28 protein-coding genes are annotated in these 12,696 nt (G+C 38.5%); 27 read left to right on the top strand and 1 reads right to left on the bottom strand.

All coding sequences use genetic code 11. The annotated features are described in order from the left end of the window. Positions 1-9: 9 nt before the first annotated feature. From QZZ41_RS07500 to QZZ41_RS07370, 27 genes are all read left to right on the top strand, one after another. A complete protein-coding gene (locus QZZ41_RS07500; protein WP_295070002.1) occupies positions 10-150 on the top strand; it encodes a hypothetical protein in 141 nt (46 codons plus the stop codon). An 18-nt stretch (positions 151-168) separates the two neighbouring features. Further along, the gene (locus QZZ41_RS07495; RefSeq protein WP_295070000.1) at positions 169-297 is read left to right on the top strand and encodes a hypothetical protein; all 129 of its coding nucleotides are present in this window, start codon (positions 169-171) and stop codon (positions 295-297) included. Positions 298-321: 24 nt separating this feature from the next. Continuing rightward, a complete protein-coding gene (locus tag QZZ41_RS07490) occupies positions 322-444 on the top strand; it encodes a hypothetical protein (protein WP_295069998.1) in 123 nt (40 codons plus the stop codon). Between the two features lie 215 nt (positions 445-659). Beyond that, positions 660-818 (top strand): hypothetical protein, encoded by a 159-nt coding sequence (locus QZZ41_RS07485; protein WP_295069996.1) that lies wholly within the window; start codon positions 660-662, stop codon positions 816-818. Positions 819-884: 66 nt separating this feature from the next. Then, complete coding sequence (locus QZZ41_RS07480; RefSeq protein WP_295069994.1) at positions 885-1,037, top strand: hypothetical protein; 153 nt, start codon at positions 885-887, stop codon at positions 1,035-1,037. 37 nt (positions 1,038-1,074) lie between these two features. Further along, positions 1,075-1,200, top strand: a complete 126-nt coding sequence (locus tag QZZ41_RS07475) for a hypothetical protein (RefSeq protein WP_295069992.1) — start codon at positions 1,075-1,077, stop codon at positions 1,198-1,200. Positions 1,201-1,244: 44 nt separating this feature from the next. Then, positions 1,245-1,370, top strand: coding sequence for a hypothetical protein (locus QZZ41_RS07470; RefSeq protein ID WP_295069990.1), 126 nt, complete (start codon positions 1,245-1,247; stop codon positions 1,368-1,370). A 48-nt stretch (positions 1,371-1,418) separates the two neighbouring features. Further along, the gene (locus QZZ41_RS07465; RefSeq protein WP_295069988.1) at positions 1,419-1,562 is read left to right on the top strand and encodes a hypothetical protein; all 144 of its coding nucleotides are present in this window, start codon (positions 1,419-1,421) and stop codon (positions 1,560-1,562) included. A gap of 49 nt (positions 1,563-1,611) precedes the next feature. After that, a complete protein-coding gene (locus tag QZZ41_RS07460) occupies positions 1,612-1,749 on the top strand; it encodes a hypothetical protein (protein WP_295069986.1) in 138 nt (45 codons plus the stop codon). A 29-nt stretch (positions 1,750-1,778) separates the two neighbouring features. Then, positions 1,779-1,916 (top strand): hypothetical protein, encoded by a 138-nt coding sequence (locus tag QZZ41_RS07455; RefSeq protein WP_295069984.1) that lies wholly within the window; start codon positions 1,779-1,781, stop codon positions 1,914-1,916. A 28-nt stretch (positions 1,917-1,944) separates the two neighbouring features. Then, positions 1,945-2,073 (top strand): bacteriocin, encoded by a 129-nt coding sequence (locus QZZ41_RS07450; protein WP_295069982.1) that lies wholly within the window; start codon positions 1,945-1,947, stop codon positions 2,071-2,073. Positions 2,074-2,152: 79 nt separating this feature from the next. Further along, positions 2,153-2,371 carry a hypothetical protein gene (locus QZZ41_RS07445; protein WP_295069980.1) on the top strand — a complete coding sequence of 73 codons (219 nt, stop codon included), beginning with the start codon at positions 2,153-2,155 and terminating at the stop codon, positions 2,369-2,371. Positions 2,372-2,536: 165 nt separating this feature from the next. Continuing rightward, positions 2,537-2,689: a class IIb bacteriocin, lactobin A/cerein 7B family gene (locus QZZ41_RS07440; protein ID WP_295069978.1), complete on the top strand. Its 153-nt coding sequence runs from the start codon at positions 2,537-2,539 to the stop codon at positions 2,687-2,689. Between the two features lie 28 nt (positions 2,690-2,717). Continuing rightward, a complete protein-coding gene (locus QZZ41_RS07435; protein WP_295069977.1) occupies positions 2,718-2,867 on the top strand; it encodes a class IIb bacteriocin, lactobin A/cerein 7B family in 150 nt (49 codons plus the stop codon). A 27-nt stretch (positions 2,868-2,894) separates the two neighbouring features. Beyond that, positions 2,895-3,053, top strand: a complete 159-nt coding sequence (locus QZZ41_RS07430) for a hypothetical protein (RefSeq protein WP_295069975.1) — start codon at positions 2,895-2,897, stop codon at positions 3,051-3,053. A gap of 28 nt (positions 3,054-3,081) precedes the next feature. Next, entirely contained in the window at positions 3,082-3,237 is a 156-nt protein-coding gene (locus QZZ41_RS07425; RefSeq protein ID WP_295069973.1) for a hypothetical protein, read from the top strand. Positions 3,238-3,271: 34 nt separating this feature from the next. After that, a complete protein-coding gene (locus tag QZZ41_RS07420) occupies positions 3,272-3,421 on the top strand; it encodes a class IIb bacteriocin, lactobin A/cerein 7B family (RefSeq protein ID WP_295069971.1) in 150 nt (49 codons plus the stop codon). A gap of 28 nt (positions 3,422-3,449) precedes the next feature. Beyond that, positions 3,450-3,602: a class IIb bacteriocin, lactobin A/cerein 7B family gene (locus tag QZZ41_RS07415; RefSeq protein ID WP_295069969.1), complete on the top strand. Its 153-nt coding sequence runs from the start codon at positions 3,450-3,452 to the stop codon at positions 3,600-3,602. A 35-nt stretch (positions 3,603-3,637) separates the two neighbouring features. Continuing rightward, complete coding sequence (locus tag QZZ41_RS07410) at positions 3,638-3,787, top strand: class IIb bacteriocin, lactobin A/cerein 7B family (RefSeq protein ID WP_295069967.1); 150 nt, start codon at positions 3,638-3,640, stop codon at positions 3,785-3,787. A gap of 28 nt (positions 3,788-3,815) precedes the next feature. Beyond that, entirely contained in the window at positions 3,816-3,956 is a 141-nt protein-coding gene (locus QZZ41_RS07405) for a class IIb bacteriocin, lactobin A/cerein 7B family (protein ID WP_295069965.1), read from the top strand. Positions 3,957-4,133: 177 nt separating this feature from the next. After that, the gene (locus QZZ41_RS07400) at positions 4,134-6,572 is read left to right on the top strand and encodes a peptidase domain-containing ABC transporter (protein ID WP_295069963.1); all 2,439 of its coding nucleotides are present in this window, start codon (positions 4,134-4,136) and stop codon (positions 6,570-6,572) included. 14 nt (positions 6,573-6,586) lie between these two features. Further along, positions 6,587-8,470, top strand: coding sequence for an HlyD family efflux transporter periplasmic adaptor subunit (locus QZZ41_RS07395; RefSeq protein WP_295069961.1), 1,884 nt, complete (start codon positions 6,587-6,589; stop codon positions 8,468-8,470). 312 nt (positions 8,471-8,782) lie between these two features. Beyond that, positions 8,783-9,229, top strand: a complete 447-nt coding sequence (locus QZZ41_RS07390) for a hypothetical protein (protein WP_295069959.1) — start codon at positions 8,783-8,785, stop codon at positions 9,227-9,229. 125 nt (positions 9,230-9,354) lie between these two features. Next, positions 9,355-9,948 carry a recombinase family protein gene (locus tag QZZ41_RS07385; protein WP_295069957.1) on the top strand — a complete coding sequence of 198 codons (594 nt, stop codon included), beginning with the start codon at positions 9,355-9,357 and terminating at the stop codon, positions 9,946-9,948. A 145-nt stretch (positions 9,949-10,093) separates the two neighbouring features. Beyond that, a complete protein-coding gene (locus QZZ41_RS07380; protein ID WP_295069955.1) occupies positions 10,094-10,744 on the top strand; it encodes a dockerin type I domain-containing protein in 651 nt (216 codons plus the stop codon). 73 nt (positions 10,745-10,817) lie between these two features. Then, positions 10,818-11,483: a dockerin type I domain-containing protein gene (locus QZZ41_RS07375; RefSeq protein WP_295069953.1), complete on the top strand. Its 666-nt coding sequence runs from the start codon at positions 10,818-10,820 to the stop codon at positions 11,481-11,483. 62 nt (positions 11,484-11,545) lie between these two features. Next, complete coding sequence (locus QZZ41_RS07370; RefSeq protein ID WP_295069951.1) at positions 11,546-12,196, top strand: dockerin type I repeat-containing protein; 651 nt, start codon at positions 11,546-11,548, stop codon at positions 12,194-12,196. Positions 12,197-12,490: 294 nt separating this feature from the next. On the opposite strand, the gene QZZ41_RS07365 is transcribed toward QZZ41_RS07370, so the two are convergent. Beyond that, on the bottom strand, positions 12,491-12,696 hold a 206-nt coding region (locus tag QZZ41_RS07365; protein WP_295069950.1), incomplete at its 5' end, for a hypothetical protein.

The following is a 12,696-nucleotide window of genomic DNA, read 5'->3' as shown; positions in this document are numbered from 1 at the left end:
AAAACAAAAATGACTAATTTTACAAATCTTAATGTTAAAGATCTCGTTTCCGTAAACGGCGGAAGCATTGTCGGAATCAGAAGACCTTTCATCTGGATCGATCCACCTATTCGCATTACACTTCCTGTCGTAAGACCGGTTGTACGCTAATAGCGGAGGAATATAGACATGAATTACATAGTAACTAACGGCTTTTCAGAGCTTAATAATGATGAGATCATCACTGTAGACGGCGGACGTATTACATGGGCAGATGTTCTGGAATTTATCATAAGATCATCTGTAGTAGTTTGCTAAAATGCAATAAAGGAGAAATCCAAAATGAGCAAGAATTTTACAGAGCTTTCAGCTAAAGAAAAGAATGAAACCAACGGCGGCGGTCTTGTTCAGACTGTAGCTCAATGGCTTAAGGAACACTTTAGTCTGGGAACTGGGATTTTATAATCAATATTTTTAGGAGAAACAAATATGACTAAATTTACTGAACTTAGTTCTAAGGAAATGACTAAGACTAATGGCGGTTATGTATGGCCTTCAAAACTTCCTTATACAATACTTAATAAGATCAGGTATTGGCTTGCATAATTGTAATATAGATTAATACAGCAATTTCAAAATACAAACTGATTTTCTAAAAATATGAAAGGAGAAAACTAATAATGACTTATTTTACAGATCTTAATGCTAATGATATGAACGAGGTTAATGGCGGTAGTGTTGCATCTACACTCGCAAAGGTTGCTCAGACAGCAGCTAAGGCTATTATTTATACAACTGTTCCTTCATATCCACTTTATCCAGTATGGATTTTAAGGTAAACTAATTACTTTTAATATACGTAAATTAAAACACGAAAATTATAAAGTAAAAAGGAGAAAAATAAAATGGAATATACAATGAATAATGGTTTTTCAGAGCTTAATAATGACGAAGCAATCACTGTAGACGGAGGACGCATCCCAATAAGTGGTGCTAAAAAGGCCGCTGCAGTCGTAGGCTCAAAACTTATTGTCTTGTCATATGTTATCAATTTCTAATCAACAATCACGAAGAAATATAAAGGAGAAAAATAGAATGAGCAAGAATTTTACAGAGCTTTCAGCTAATGAAAAAGATACAGTAACAGGCGGCGGTAACGGCCCTGTTTCTAAAGCACTCAGAACAATCGGCAACATTTTGATTCGCTGGTCTAATACATAATTACACGTAATAATTTTATAAATAAATCTGAAGGAGAAAATAAAATGACTTATTTTGCAGATCTTAATACTAAGGATATTAATGAGGTTAATGGCGGCAGTATTGCAACTACTCTTGCAACATTACTTATTGCTTCAACAGGACCAGTTCCTTACTGGCTTTATAGATAATATAACTATATAATTACAGATAAATAAATTGAAAGGAGAAAAACAAAAATGACTAATTTTACAGATCTTAATACTAAGGATATTAATGAGGTTAATGGCGGTGGTGTAATATCTACAATTGCAAATTACATTATTTCTCATCCTGAGATATTCATCACGGTATCAGGTCCTATTATACCAATATATAGATAATAATAAATTAAATCATATCAAAATTATAAAATAAAAGGAGAAAATAAAAATGACTAAATTTACAGATCTTAATTCTAAGGAAATGAACGATATAGACGGTGGATTCCCGGTTATCCTTATCCCGCTTGCAGCACCGGTTATTGCAGCACCGATTCTTGGTTACTTTGCAAACAAGTATTCAAAGTAAAAAATATATAAATAAAGGAGAAAACAAAAATGACTAATTTTAGAGATCTTAATTCTAAGGAAATGAACGATATAGACGGTGGATTCCCGGTTATCCTTATCCCACTTGCAGCACCGGTTATTGCAGCACCGATTCTTGGTTACTTTGCAAACAAGTATTCAAAGTAAAAAATATATAAATAAAGGAGAAAATAAAATGACTAAATTTACAGAGCTTAATTCTAAGGAAATGAATAAAGTAAATGGCGGCAGTGTAAGTATTGTAGGTCCAGCACTTGGTCCAGTTATACTTGCAAGTTACCTTATAAGCAAATTATTCAAGTAATATAGTGCTTTTATATATCCAGAAATTCAGATTTTAGAAATCAATAATTATAGAAACAATTTCTAAGGAGGAAATAATAATGAAAAATAAAGCTAGTACATATACTGCACTTTTTATAACACTTTTATTCCTGTTCATCTTCACATTGATGACAGTATCATCTCAGACAACAAATACATTTGCATTTTTACGTGTATCAGGATTAGTAAGTCTGATTTATGTGCCACTATTCTGGTATGCAAATAAGAAATGTAAAGAAGAAAAATTGAAGGCTGAAGAAAAGAATCACGCTGAATAATAGATTTTCAGAGTTTAACGCAAACGAGTTATGAACACAGACGGCGGCACCTTCTTTGCTGACAATCTCATATTCTTGCAATTGTCGGTACAGGAGCAGCAGTTGCTACTGCATATAAGCTGTCTACATTAAAGAAGTAAATATATCTAATAGGAGGAATATAAAATGACTAAGTTTACAGATCTCAATACAAAAGAACTTATGAATACAGATGGCGGCGTTTTAGGTATAGATGATGTCGTATTAATTACTTGCGCACTTATCGCTGCAGGTACTGCTATCGGTACAGCTGCTGGTGTTAGCAGAAAGAATCGCTAATTAAACTAAATTACGGAGGAAATTGAAAATGGAATATACAATGAATAATGGATTTACAGAGCTTAACGCTGTAGAAATGGAAAATATCGATGGTGGCATCCTTCCAATCATCATATATGCAGCAGCTTTCGCTGGCAGTGTAGCTGTTAGCTATGGCCTTACATACGTACTTGCTTAATCAATAATACTACGGAGGAATATAAAAATGGATTTCACAATGAATAATAGATTTGCAGAGCTTTCTGAGTCAGACGCAATGAACACATCAGGCGGAGAAGTTATCATCGCAGTAGTTGGCGCACTTATCGCTGCAGGTACTGCTATCGGTGTAGCTTCAGCAAAAAGCAGAAAGAACAGATCATAATCAATAAAAATTACGGAGGAAATTGAAAATGGAATATACAATGAATAATGGATTTGCAGAGCTTTCTGAATCAGACGCAATGAACACATCAGGCGGAGAAGTTATCATCGCAGTAGTTTGTGCACTCATCGCTGCTGGTACTGCTATCGGTGTAGCTTCAGGCGTTAGCAGAAAAAATCGCTAATTAACAATAACTGATAATTACGGAGGAAAATAAAATGGAATATACAATGAATAATGGATTTGCAGAGCTTAACGCTGTAGAAATGGAAAACATCGATGGTGGTATCATTCCGCTCATCGTTTACGCTGGTGCTTTCGTTGGCAGCTTAGCTGTTAGCTACGGCCTTACATACGTACTTGCTTAATCTATAAAATTATCGGAGGAATATAAAAATGAATAAGTTTACAGATCTTAATACAAAAGAACTTATGAATACAGATGGCGGCGTTTTAGGTATAGACGATGTCGTATTAATTACATGTGCACTTATCGCTGCTGGTACTGCTATCGGTACAGCTGCTGGTGTTAGCAGAAAAAATCGCTAATCTACAATAACTAATAATTACGGAGGAATATAAAAATGGAATATACAATGAATAATGGATTTGCAGAGCTTAATGCAGTAGAGATGGAAAACATTGATGGTGGAGTTCTTCCAATCATCATATATGCAGCAGCTTTCGCTGGCAGTGTAGCTGTTAGCTATGGCCTTACATACGTACTTGCTTAATCTATAAAATTATCGGAGGAATATAAAAATGAATAAGTTTACAGATCTCAATACAAAGGACCTTATGGATACAAACGGCGGCGAGGTTGTTATCGCAGTAGTTTGTGCACTTATCGCTGCTGGTACTGCTATCGGTACAGCTGCTGGCGTTAGCAGAAAAAATCGCTAATCTACACAATTAGATCATTAATAAAAACGGTAAGGAAATTATATTCTTACCGTTTTTATTTTTTACTCTCATAAAAATCCCGTTTACTCTCAATAAGATGCAAAAGGTTAGACCATACAGTATAATCATAAATGTAATAAAACAAACCTTAAATCCAAAAAGAAGGAACGTGATTTTATGAAATACTACTGTGTAAAACAACACGACATTACAGATTGTGGCGCAGCATGCCTGGCTACTATCTCAAAACAGTACGGACTCAACATAGCCATTTCAAAGATCAGAGAAGTTGCAGGTACCGATAAACAGGGTACTAACGTATATGGTATGATCAAGGCAGCCGAACAGCTCGGCTTTACAGCAAAGGGCGTAAAGGGTGACAAGGAAGCATTCTTCAGTGAATTTCCGCTCCCTGCCATTGCACATATAGTAGTTGACGGAAGTCTTCTTCACTATGTAGTTATCCATAAGATAACAAAGAATCAGGTAATTGTTGCAGATCCGGGAAAGGGCATCGTAAAATACAAGCCTGAAGATTTCTTCAAGGTATGGACAGGTGTACTTATCTTCCTCGTACCTACAGCAAAATTCAAGAAGGGCAACGAAAATCAGGGAGTTCTCTCTCGTTTCTTCGGCTTGATGTTCCCTCAGAAGAGACTTATTGTAAATATATTCTTATCATCATTGCTTATCACGGTATTCGGAATACTGACGTCGTTCTATTTCCGATTGATAATGGACGACATAGTCCCGAATTCGACGCATAAGACCCTATTGGCGATATCAGTAGGAGTCATAGGCTTATACATTTTCAAGGCAGTTTTAGAGGCCTTCAGAAATCATCTTATGCTGCACCTCGGACAAAAGCTAGATATCCCGTTGATACTGGGCTATTATCAGCATGTTCTGGCGCTCCCGATGAATTTCTTCGGCACAAGAAAAACAGGTGAGATCGTATCAAGATTTGCAGACGCATCAAAGATCAGAGATGCTATCTCCAGTGCCACACTTACCATTATGATCGATACCCTCATGGCTTTAGTTGGCGGTATCGTACTTTATAAGCAGAACCACACACTGTTCTTCATCGCACTTATCGTTGTCGCTCTTTACAGCATCATCGTATTTGCATTCAACAAGCCTGTAAAGAAGATCAACGAAGTGCAGATGGAAAACAACGCACAGGTTACTTCTTATCTCGTAGAAACACTCAATGGTATCGAAACAGTTAAGGCATTCAATGCAGAAGACAAGGCTCAGGCAAAGACTGACAGACTCTTTATAAAGTTCCTCAAGAGCATATTCAAGGGCGGAATGATCACAAACGCTCAGCAGACACTCACAAACATCGTTTCAACTATCGGTGTGACAGTTATCCTCTGGGTAGGTGTTGTAAGCGTTCTCAACGGCAATATGACACTCGGAAGCCTCATCACATTCAACGCACTTCTTGCTTACTTCCTCGATCCTGTAAAGAACCTCATCAATCTCCAGCCTACAATGCAGACAGCTATCGTAGCAGCTGAAAGACTCAGTGAGATCCTCGATCTTGAAGTAGAAAAGCTTGAAACAGAGCACAAGAAGCTCAATCCCGAGTCACTTAACAAGGACATCAAGATCAGAAACCTCGATTTCAGATACGGAACAAGAAAGCTTGTACTTGAAGACATCAACATGGATATCAAGGCAGGCGAAAAGATCGCTCTCGTTGGCGGAAGCGGTTCAGGTAAAACAACTCTTTCCAAGCTCCTTATGAATTTCTATCCTTTAGAAAGAGGCGACATTTATATAGGAGATTACAACATAAAGGACATCAATCTCGAGTGCCTCAGAAACAAGATAGCTTATATCTCACAGAATATCTTCCTTTTCAGCGGTACTATCAAGGAAAACCTCATGCTCGGAAACGAAGATGCAACACTCGAGGACATTATCGAAGCCTGCAAGCTCAGTAAGGCAGATGAATTCATCAATAATATGCCTCTGAGATACGACACAATGCTCGAAGAAAACGGCGCAAACCTCTCAGGCGGTCAGAAGCAGCGTCTTGCTATTGCAAGAGCACTCCTCAAGAAGCCTGATATCCTCATCATGGACGAGGCTACAAGTAACCTTGACTCCATTACCGAGAAGGCTATCGAAAAGACTATAAACAGCCTTTCAAAGAACATCACTACAGTTATCATCGCACACAGACTCAGCACAATTATGAAGTGTGACAAGATCTTCGTTATGGAAAAGGGCAAGTTCATCGAAGAGGGTACTCACAAGTCACTTCTCGAGAGCAAGGGCAAGTACTACAAGCTCTGGAAGGATCAGCTCCCTGACAAGTCTATCTTTGAAGAGACCGAGGCAATTGACGCTGTTGCTGTTGAAGAATCACCTGAGGTCGAGGAAACAGAGACCACACCTGCAATAGTAACAGTAGCAGAAGCAGCCGAAAGAGCCGCAGAGCTCGCAGCATCAGAGGAGACCCCAGCAGCCGAGACAACAGAAACTGCTGAAGCTTCCGATACAGGCAACAGTTCAACAGATGAAAAGAAGTCTGATGAAGAAACAAAGACAGAGATATGCACTATCGCTTATCCGATGTTCGTTCAGCAGACAACTAAATAAAGGAGGCTTTTAATTTGAAAGGAATCATTCTCGACTTAAATGACATCTCAGATAGCCGCGAAGTAATGGAAAGTAAGGAATCTCCCAAGATCAGGTGGTTCATCTACATTCTTTGTACATTCGTAATAGCAGCTATCGTAGCTATGTGCTTCTTCAAGATCGACCAGTATACCAATATCACTGGCGAAGTAAAGACAAACGAATCAGCAAGCTCTATACTTGCATCAAGCAGCTGCAAGCTGAAACAGATCTGTGTTTCGGAAGGTCAGGAAGTAAAGGCAGGAGATACGCTCTTCGTTCTTGACTCAGACTATGCATCAAAGCAGAAATCCATAATCGAAACAAAGCTTGCTTCAAGCAAGGCAGACCTCGCTAATACACAGCTACTTATGCAGAGCATCAAGGACAACAAGAACCTTTTCAAGAACGATGCTTCCGATTCAAAGTACTACTACAGATTTGAGCAGTACAAGAATGGTACTCTTCTCTCAGCAAAGGAAGTAGACAATACTATCCTCAACAACAGCCTTTCACAGGAAGAGAAACAGGACAAGATCGTTTCTATCAATAACAGTATAGCTGAAAAGAATGCACGTATCGCAGAATACAACTCTCTCCTCAACTGCCTCAGAACAGACAGCGAGTTTGCAGGCAGCGACAGCGTAGTCATGGCAGAATACAATGAATATAAGGCAAACTATGAAAAGGCAAAGCTCATCTATGACCAGTCAAGAAATTCATATGACACTGTTGCAAAGCAGCTTTCGGCTCAGGTGAACAACATAGTTTCAACAGTACAGGTAGATACAAAGAAGCAGAACGCTGAAACTCTTTACCAGTCTGCAAAGGATTATAAGAACTCATATCTATCTGATATCCGTTCACAGATCGTTCTCCTGGAGAATCAGCTCATCAACGACAGCGCAAACGAGCAGCTCCAGAGTGCACTGAACGACTATAAGTCACTCAAGGCAGCAGTTGAACAGGACGGAGCTTTCACTTCATCAAATTCTGACCTCAACTTTGAATATGAACAGTTCACAAATACCTATAATTCAATGATAAGCGAGTACAGCTCAGCTGTTACAGAGTATAACGCGCTCTACAACGAATACCTCACAAACAGCGGCTCAGCAGTATCCTCCTACGACGTTTCCAATGCAGAAACATCATACCAGAGTGCTGCTATGGACCTCGCAACTCTCAAAAACACATATCTCTCAAAAATCGAGATCACTATAAATTCAGCCGAAGCAGAGATCGCTTCTCTTGAGGAATCAAAGAAGAGTCTTGAACTTTCGCTGAAGGGAACCCCCAATACTGATAACTATGAAAAGTTATCTTCAGATAAACTCAAGAACGAAGCTATTGTAGCTATCGGTTCAGAGATCGACGCTCTCAACGATACAATCACATCGCTGGAGTCTCAGTTGGTTGAACTTGAAGGAAACATCACTAATTCCGAGATCAAGGCATCTATTGACGGAACAGTTACCCTCATCAATGATATCAACTGTGGTGATATGGTGCAGGCTGGCAATTCACTGTGCAGCATCATTCCTAAGAACACAGGATTCAAGGTAATGCTTTATATCCCTGAAAGCGAGATATCAAAGGTAAGCGTAGGTCAGATGACAGATTATGCATTCGATGCTCTGCCATACAGCGAGTACGGCAAGCTCTCAGGCAAGATCACATCTATCTCAGCTGACTCTATCTCAAACGACTCAGGAATGAACTACTATGTTGCTCAGGCAAGCCTCACCGATACATCGCTCTCAAACAAGAAGGGCGAGACTCACGAACTCAAAAACGGCATGATCGTTCGTGCAAAGTCGATAAACGGCTCCAAAAAGGCTATATCATGGCTTCTTGAGAAACTGAACTTCATAGAATAAAACAATTTACGGATAACGGTTTGAAATATAGAACCATTCTCCTTATCATTATAGAATCGATTGTGGCCGCATATAGTATGCGGCCATAGTCATTTTTATCACAAATCCCGAAAAACAGGCATTTCATATATAATATTCTTAGATTTGCACTGAGTGCAATTTCAAAAATTTTCATTTCGTATCCAATAATGCTTTGCTCCAAATAGTCGTTCACTTCAAAAATCTACTTGTTGGCTCTTATTTTATCGACTGTTCCGCTTTTTCGGGGTATAATCTAATTACAAAATCCAAATCAGAAAGGAACGGTAAAATATGCAGATAATAGAACATCAAGACATTCAACTCAACAATCTAATAAGCTACAATACTAAAGTCAAGCATTCGGATATTCTGAAACTTACCCAGTACATTTCTGATAATCTCCACGTGCTTGATCTTAAGAAAAACGACAACATAATATTTGCCGAAAAAGATCATGTCAATGATGAAATGGTCAATGTAGAAATACTTATCCCTGTAAAAGGCAAAATAGAAAAATGCCAGGAATACGACTACAAACCCATATTCAAACTAAACAATGCAGTAATTATCCGGCACGAAGGCAATTTAAATGACCTTCCGCAAACAGAGAACATTCTTCACAACTTTATCAAGGAACATGATTTTCAGGCTTCGACACAGCCTTACTACATCGTAGTAAGAAACGGTACCATAGACTCTGACGATTGTATAATCGACATCTGTATCGGTATCGGTTAAAATCCGATCGTTTAGGGTATACCCTAAACAAAAGCCTCTTTTATATTTCTTTAGACTCTGTTTTAACAAATATACATATTTTCAAACGAAACACTACTTAAACCAAACAGAAAGGATCGATAATAATGTGTAAAATAGGATATGCACGAGTGAGCACCATTGAACAGAACGAAGCTCGCCAGATAACTGCACTCAAAGAGCTTGGATGTGAAAAGATCTTCATTGACAAACAGAGTGCAAAGGATACAAACCGCGAACAGTTCAACAGAATGTGCAACTACGTCCGCGAAGGAGATACTGTCATCGTTACAGAATACTCCCGTCTTGCAAGAAATGTAAAGGATCTTCTCGCTATCATAGACGATCTTCATAACCAGAATGTAAACCTCATAAGCATCAAGGAAAACTTTGATACATCAACTCCACAGGGCAGTCTCATGCTGACTATCTTTGCAGGACTTTCCGAGTTTGAAAGAGAAATGATACTTCAGCGTCAGCGCGAAGGCATCGCAATTGCAAAGCGCGCAGGAAAATACCACGGCAGAAAGCCTCTCCCATTCAATGAAGAAGAATTCCGCAAGGAATGTATCAACTGGACAGACGGAAGACAGACAGCCGTAAAGACAATGAGCAAGCTCAACATGAAGCCCAACCGCTTCTACAAGAAAGTAAAAGAGCTTGGCATCATAAAAAACACTAAAAATCAAACTGCCGTATAAACAGTAGTTAAACTAAAAACACTGAAATACAGCCTTTTTTCAACTTATCAACGACATAAAATTTTTCATTTTGCACTGAGTGCAAAACCAAAAATTTCAATAAATCCATACATAATATTACAAACATCTTCAGGAGGAATTAAAAATGAAATTCAGAAAAATCGTAACAGGAATCATGGCATCCGCACTTATGGCTTGCAGCCTTTCAGCTGTACCCGCTAACGCAGCAGCTGCAGTAAATGCTGAAGTAGCAAAGAGTGCACAACTCGTCAACGATCTTGACAGAATGATCAAATTACGCGGAACAATGCCTATGAAGGGTGATATCAACGGCGACAAGAAGGTTACAACAGAAGATTCAGCTGTTCTGGACGTATACCTTAAGGGCCTTATCAATATAAATAAGAATTCCACAGCTTTTCGTGTACTTGATGTAAACTGGGACGGCAAGCTTGATGTCAAGGATCAGCTTCTTATGCCAAAGAAGTACAACAAGGCTGTACTTGACTTCAGCTATCTTCACACAGGTGACTTCAACAGCGATGGCGTTGTAAACTCAAAGGACCTCACTATCCTTAAAAAGAACACCAACGGCATAGTACTTAATCCTATCATCAGAATTGACGATCCTATCATGGTCGAGCCATTGATCGAGACAGAATATGATGCAGTAGGCAGAATAATCCGCAAAAGACCAAGCATCTACGATCTTAACCAGGACGGATATGTAAACTACAAGGATATCAACCTTTTAGACAGCTATATATCCACATTCCCATTAATACGTCTTTATTGATCTGAACGCAATTCAGACAACAATATAATCATACAACCAAAATCAATAACAAAACAAGAAGGAGAATATGAGAATGAAATTCAGAAAATTCGCAACAGGGATCATGGCATCCGCACTTATGGCTTGCAGCGCATCAGCTGTATCAGCTAACGCAGCAACAACAGCAGCAACCGCAACATTAAATGCTCAGGTAGCATCAAGCGCAAAGCTTGTAAGCGGCATAGATTCACTTATTAAATTACGCAGAACAATGCCTATGAAAGGCGATATCAACGGCGACAAGAAAGTAAATGAAGAAGATGCAGCCGTTCTTGATGTATACCTTAAGGGCCTTATCAAGATAACTAAGGATTCTACAGCTTACCGTGTACTCGATGTAAACTGGGACGACAAGCTTGACAGCACAGATTTTGATATCATGTTAAAGAAATCTCCTACAACTTCAATACCTCTCATTTCAATTATTAGAGCTTATACTCTTCGCACAGGAGATTTCAACTATGACGGTGTTGTAGATTCAAAGGATCTTTCTAACCTTAACAATAATCTTGACTCAAAAAGAATCCCATCCCCATCCTATATGAAAATAAACGGAAGAATAGTAAATACAACATCATATATATCTCCGTTATTAAGAAACGATCTTCACGACCTTAATCATGACGGATTTGTCAACTCAAAGGACGTTGATCTTATGGAAAGCTATATATCCTATCCTATTATCTACCGTCTTTATTGATCTTAACTGATAACTACATCATAAATAACAAAAACTAATCATAATATAAGGAGATATAAAAAATGAAACTTAAAAAGACACTTTCAGCTCTCGCAACATCAGTACTTATGGCTTGCAGCGTATCAGCTGCAACAGCTAACGCAGCTACAACAACAGCTGCCACAAACGCAGCAAATATTATTGCAAGCGTAGACACAAGAATAAACCTTTTAGGCAGCATGCCTATGAAGGGCGATATCAACGGCGACAAGAAGATTACTACAGAAGATACAGCTGTTCTTGAAGCATATATCAATAAATTAGTAACTATCACACCTTATTCCCGTGCTTACAAGATACTTGACGTAAACTGGGACGGCAAGCTTGACAAGAGCGATCTCCGTCTTATGCCTACAAAGAATTCTTCTACCTATCCTTACATAGGTACAGGCCTTATTGGATTATCAGCTTTCACTCTTCACTCAGGCGACTTTAACTATGACGGTGTTGTAAATTCAACTGATCTTACAAGACTTTCATCAATGATAAAGAGTATTGAATCAGCATCAAAGTATAAGCTTGCGCTTCATGATCCTCTTGGTTACACTGATATTATTACAATGAGCAGACAGTATGATCTTAACGGAGATGGAGCTGTTAATTCAAAGGATTACGACGCACTCAAGAGCTACATTTCCTTCTTCCCAGGTTCACTTCTTATCGGTGTACTTTAATACGACAATCTCTTGACAAACTTCATATACAAATACAGCCCTGAAGCAGATATTTCACTGTTTCAGGGCTGTATTCTTTCTGTCCGTCAATAAAAATTTTCGTTTTTGCACTCAGTGCAAAATCAAAAATCCTTTAAAAATCGAAGCAAATTTACAAGCTTATTTTTTCATATTCGCCGATTTTTCGAGGAACAAATCAAAAAATTATCAGAATTGCACTGAGTGCAATTTCAAAAATTTCATAAGTTCAAAAACAAAAAGCAGGCATATAGCCTGCTTTTTTATTTTCTGTTATCAGCCGTTTACTATCTTTTCTCTGTTGAAAAGTTTGCCTATACATACGATTCCCAGCAAAGCAACTACAACATTTACACCGAATGTTATACCTGCATTTGTCCATGAATAATTAAGCTTGATTCCGTCCTGAAGAAGCTTTACTGAATTCCATACAGGAATAACATAGTTTGTTGTTCCAAGATTCTCAACGTGTGCTGCAAAGC

The sequence above is a fragment of the Ruminococcus sp. genome (assembly GCF_016283395.1).
Note: the sequence above shows the minus strand (reverse complement) of the source record. Positions and strands in the feature narration are given on the sequence as shown.

Coding starts and splice junctions, on each gene's coding strand:
- QZZ41_RS07485 (WP_295069996.1), top strand. CDS start 660: ATGACTTATTTTACAGATCTTAATGCTAATGATATGAACGAGGTTAAT.
- QZZ41_RS07420 (WP_295069971.1), top strand. CDS start 3,272: ATGGAATATACAATGAATAATGGATTTGCAGAGCTTAACGCTGTAGAA.
- QZZ41_RS07470 (WP_295069990.1), top strand. CDS start 1,245: ATGACTTATTTTGCAGATCTTAATACTAAGGATATTAATGAGGTTAAT.
- QZZ41_RS07440 (WP_295069978.1), top strand. CDS start 2,537: ATGACTAAGTTTACAGATCTCAATACAAAAGAACTTATGAATACAGAT.
- QZZ41_RS07405 (WP_295069965.1), top strand. CDS start 3,816: ATGAATAAGTTTACAGATCTCAATACAAAGGACCTTATGGATACAAAC.
- QZZ41_RS07435 (WP_295069977.1), top strand. CDS start 2,718: ATGGAATATACAATGAATAATGGATTTACAGAGCTTAACGCTGTAGAA.
- QZZ41_RS07500 (WP_295070002.1), top strand. CDS start 10: ATGACTAATTTTACAAATCTTAATGTTAAAGATCTCGTTTCCGTAAAC.
- QZZ41_RS07455 (WP_295069984.1), top strand. CDS start 1,779: ATGACTAATTTTAGAGATCTTAATTCTAAGGAAATGAACGATATAGAC.
- QZZ41_RS07475 (WP_295069992.1), top strand. CDS start 1,075: ATGAGCAAGAATTTTACAGAGCTTTCAGCTAATGAAAAAGATACAGTA.
- QZZ41_RS07480 (WP_295069994.1), top strand. CDS start 885: ATGGAATATACAATGAATAATGGTTTTTCAGAGCTTAATAATGACGAA.
- QZZ41_RS07380 (WP_295069955.1), top strand. CDS start 10,094: ATGAAATTCAGAAAAATCGTAACAGGAATCATGGCATCCGCACTTATG.
- QZZ41_RS07465 (WP_295069988.1), top strand. CDS start 1,419: ATGACTAATTTTACAGATCTTAATACTAAGGATATTAATGAGGTTAAT.
- QZZ41_RS07415 (WP_295069969.1), top strand. CDS start 3,450: ATGAATAAGTTTACAGATCTTAATACAAAAGAACTTATGAATACAGAT.
- QZZ41_RS07460 (WP_295069986.1), top strand. CDS start 1,612: ATGACTAAATTTACAGATCTTAATTCTAAGGAAATGAACGATATAGAC.
- QZZ41_RS07445 (WP_295069980.1), top strand. CDS start 2,153: ATGAAAAATAAAGCTAGTACATATACTGCACTTTTTATAACACTTTTA.
- QZZ41_RS07450 (WP_295069982.1), top strand. CDS start 1,945: ATGACTAAATTTACAGAGCTTAATTCTAAGGAAATGAATAAAGTAAAT.
- QZZ41_RS07390 (WP_295069959.1), top strand. CDS start 8,783: ATGCAGATAATAGAACATCAAGACATTCAACTCAACAATCTAATAAGC.
- QZZ41_RS07375 (WP_295069953.1), top strand. CDS start 10,818: ATGAAATTCAGAAAATTCGCAACAGGGATCATGGCATCCGCACTTATG.
- QZZ41_RS07430 (WP_295069975.1), top strand. CDS start 2,895: ATGGATTTCACAATGAATAATAGATTTGCAGAGCTTTCTGAGTCAGAC.
- QZZ41_RS07385 (WP_295069957.1), top strand. CDS start 9,355: ATGTGTAAAATAGGATATGCACGAGTGAGCACCATTGAACAGAACGAA.
- QZZ41_RS07495 (WP_295070000.1), top strand. CDS start 169: ATGAATTACATAGTAACTAACGGCTTTTCAGAGCTTAATAATGATGAG.
- QZZ41_RS07410 (WP_295069967.1), top strand. CDS start 3,638: ATGGAATATACAATGAATAATGGATTTGCAGAGCTTAATGCAGTAGAG.
- QZZ41_RS07425 (WP_295069973.1), top strand. CDS start 3,082: ATGGAATATACAATGAATAATGGATTTGCAGAGCTTTCTGAATCAGAC.
- QZZ41_RS07370 (WP_295069951.1), top strand. CDS start 11,546: ATGAAACTTAAAAAGACACTTTCAGCTCTCGCAACATCAGTACTTATG.
- QZZ41_RS07400 (WP_295069963.1), top strand. CDS start 4,134: ATGAAATACTACTGTGTAAAACAACACGACATTACAGATTGTGGCGCA.
- QZZ41_RS07490 (WP_295069998.1), top strand. CDS start 322: ATGAGCAAGAATTTTACAGAGCTTTCAGCTAAAGAAAAGAATGAAACC.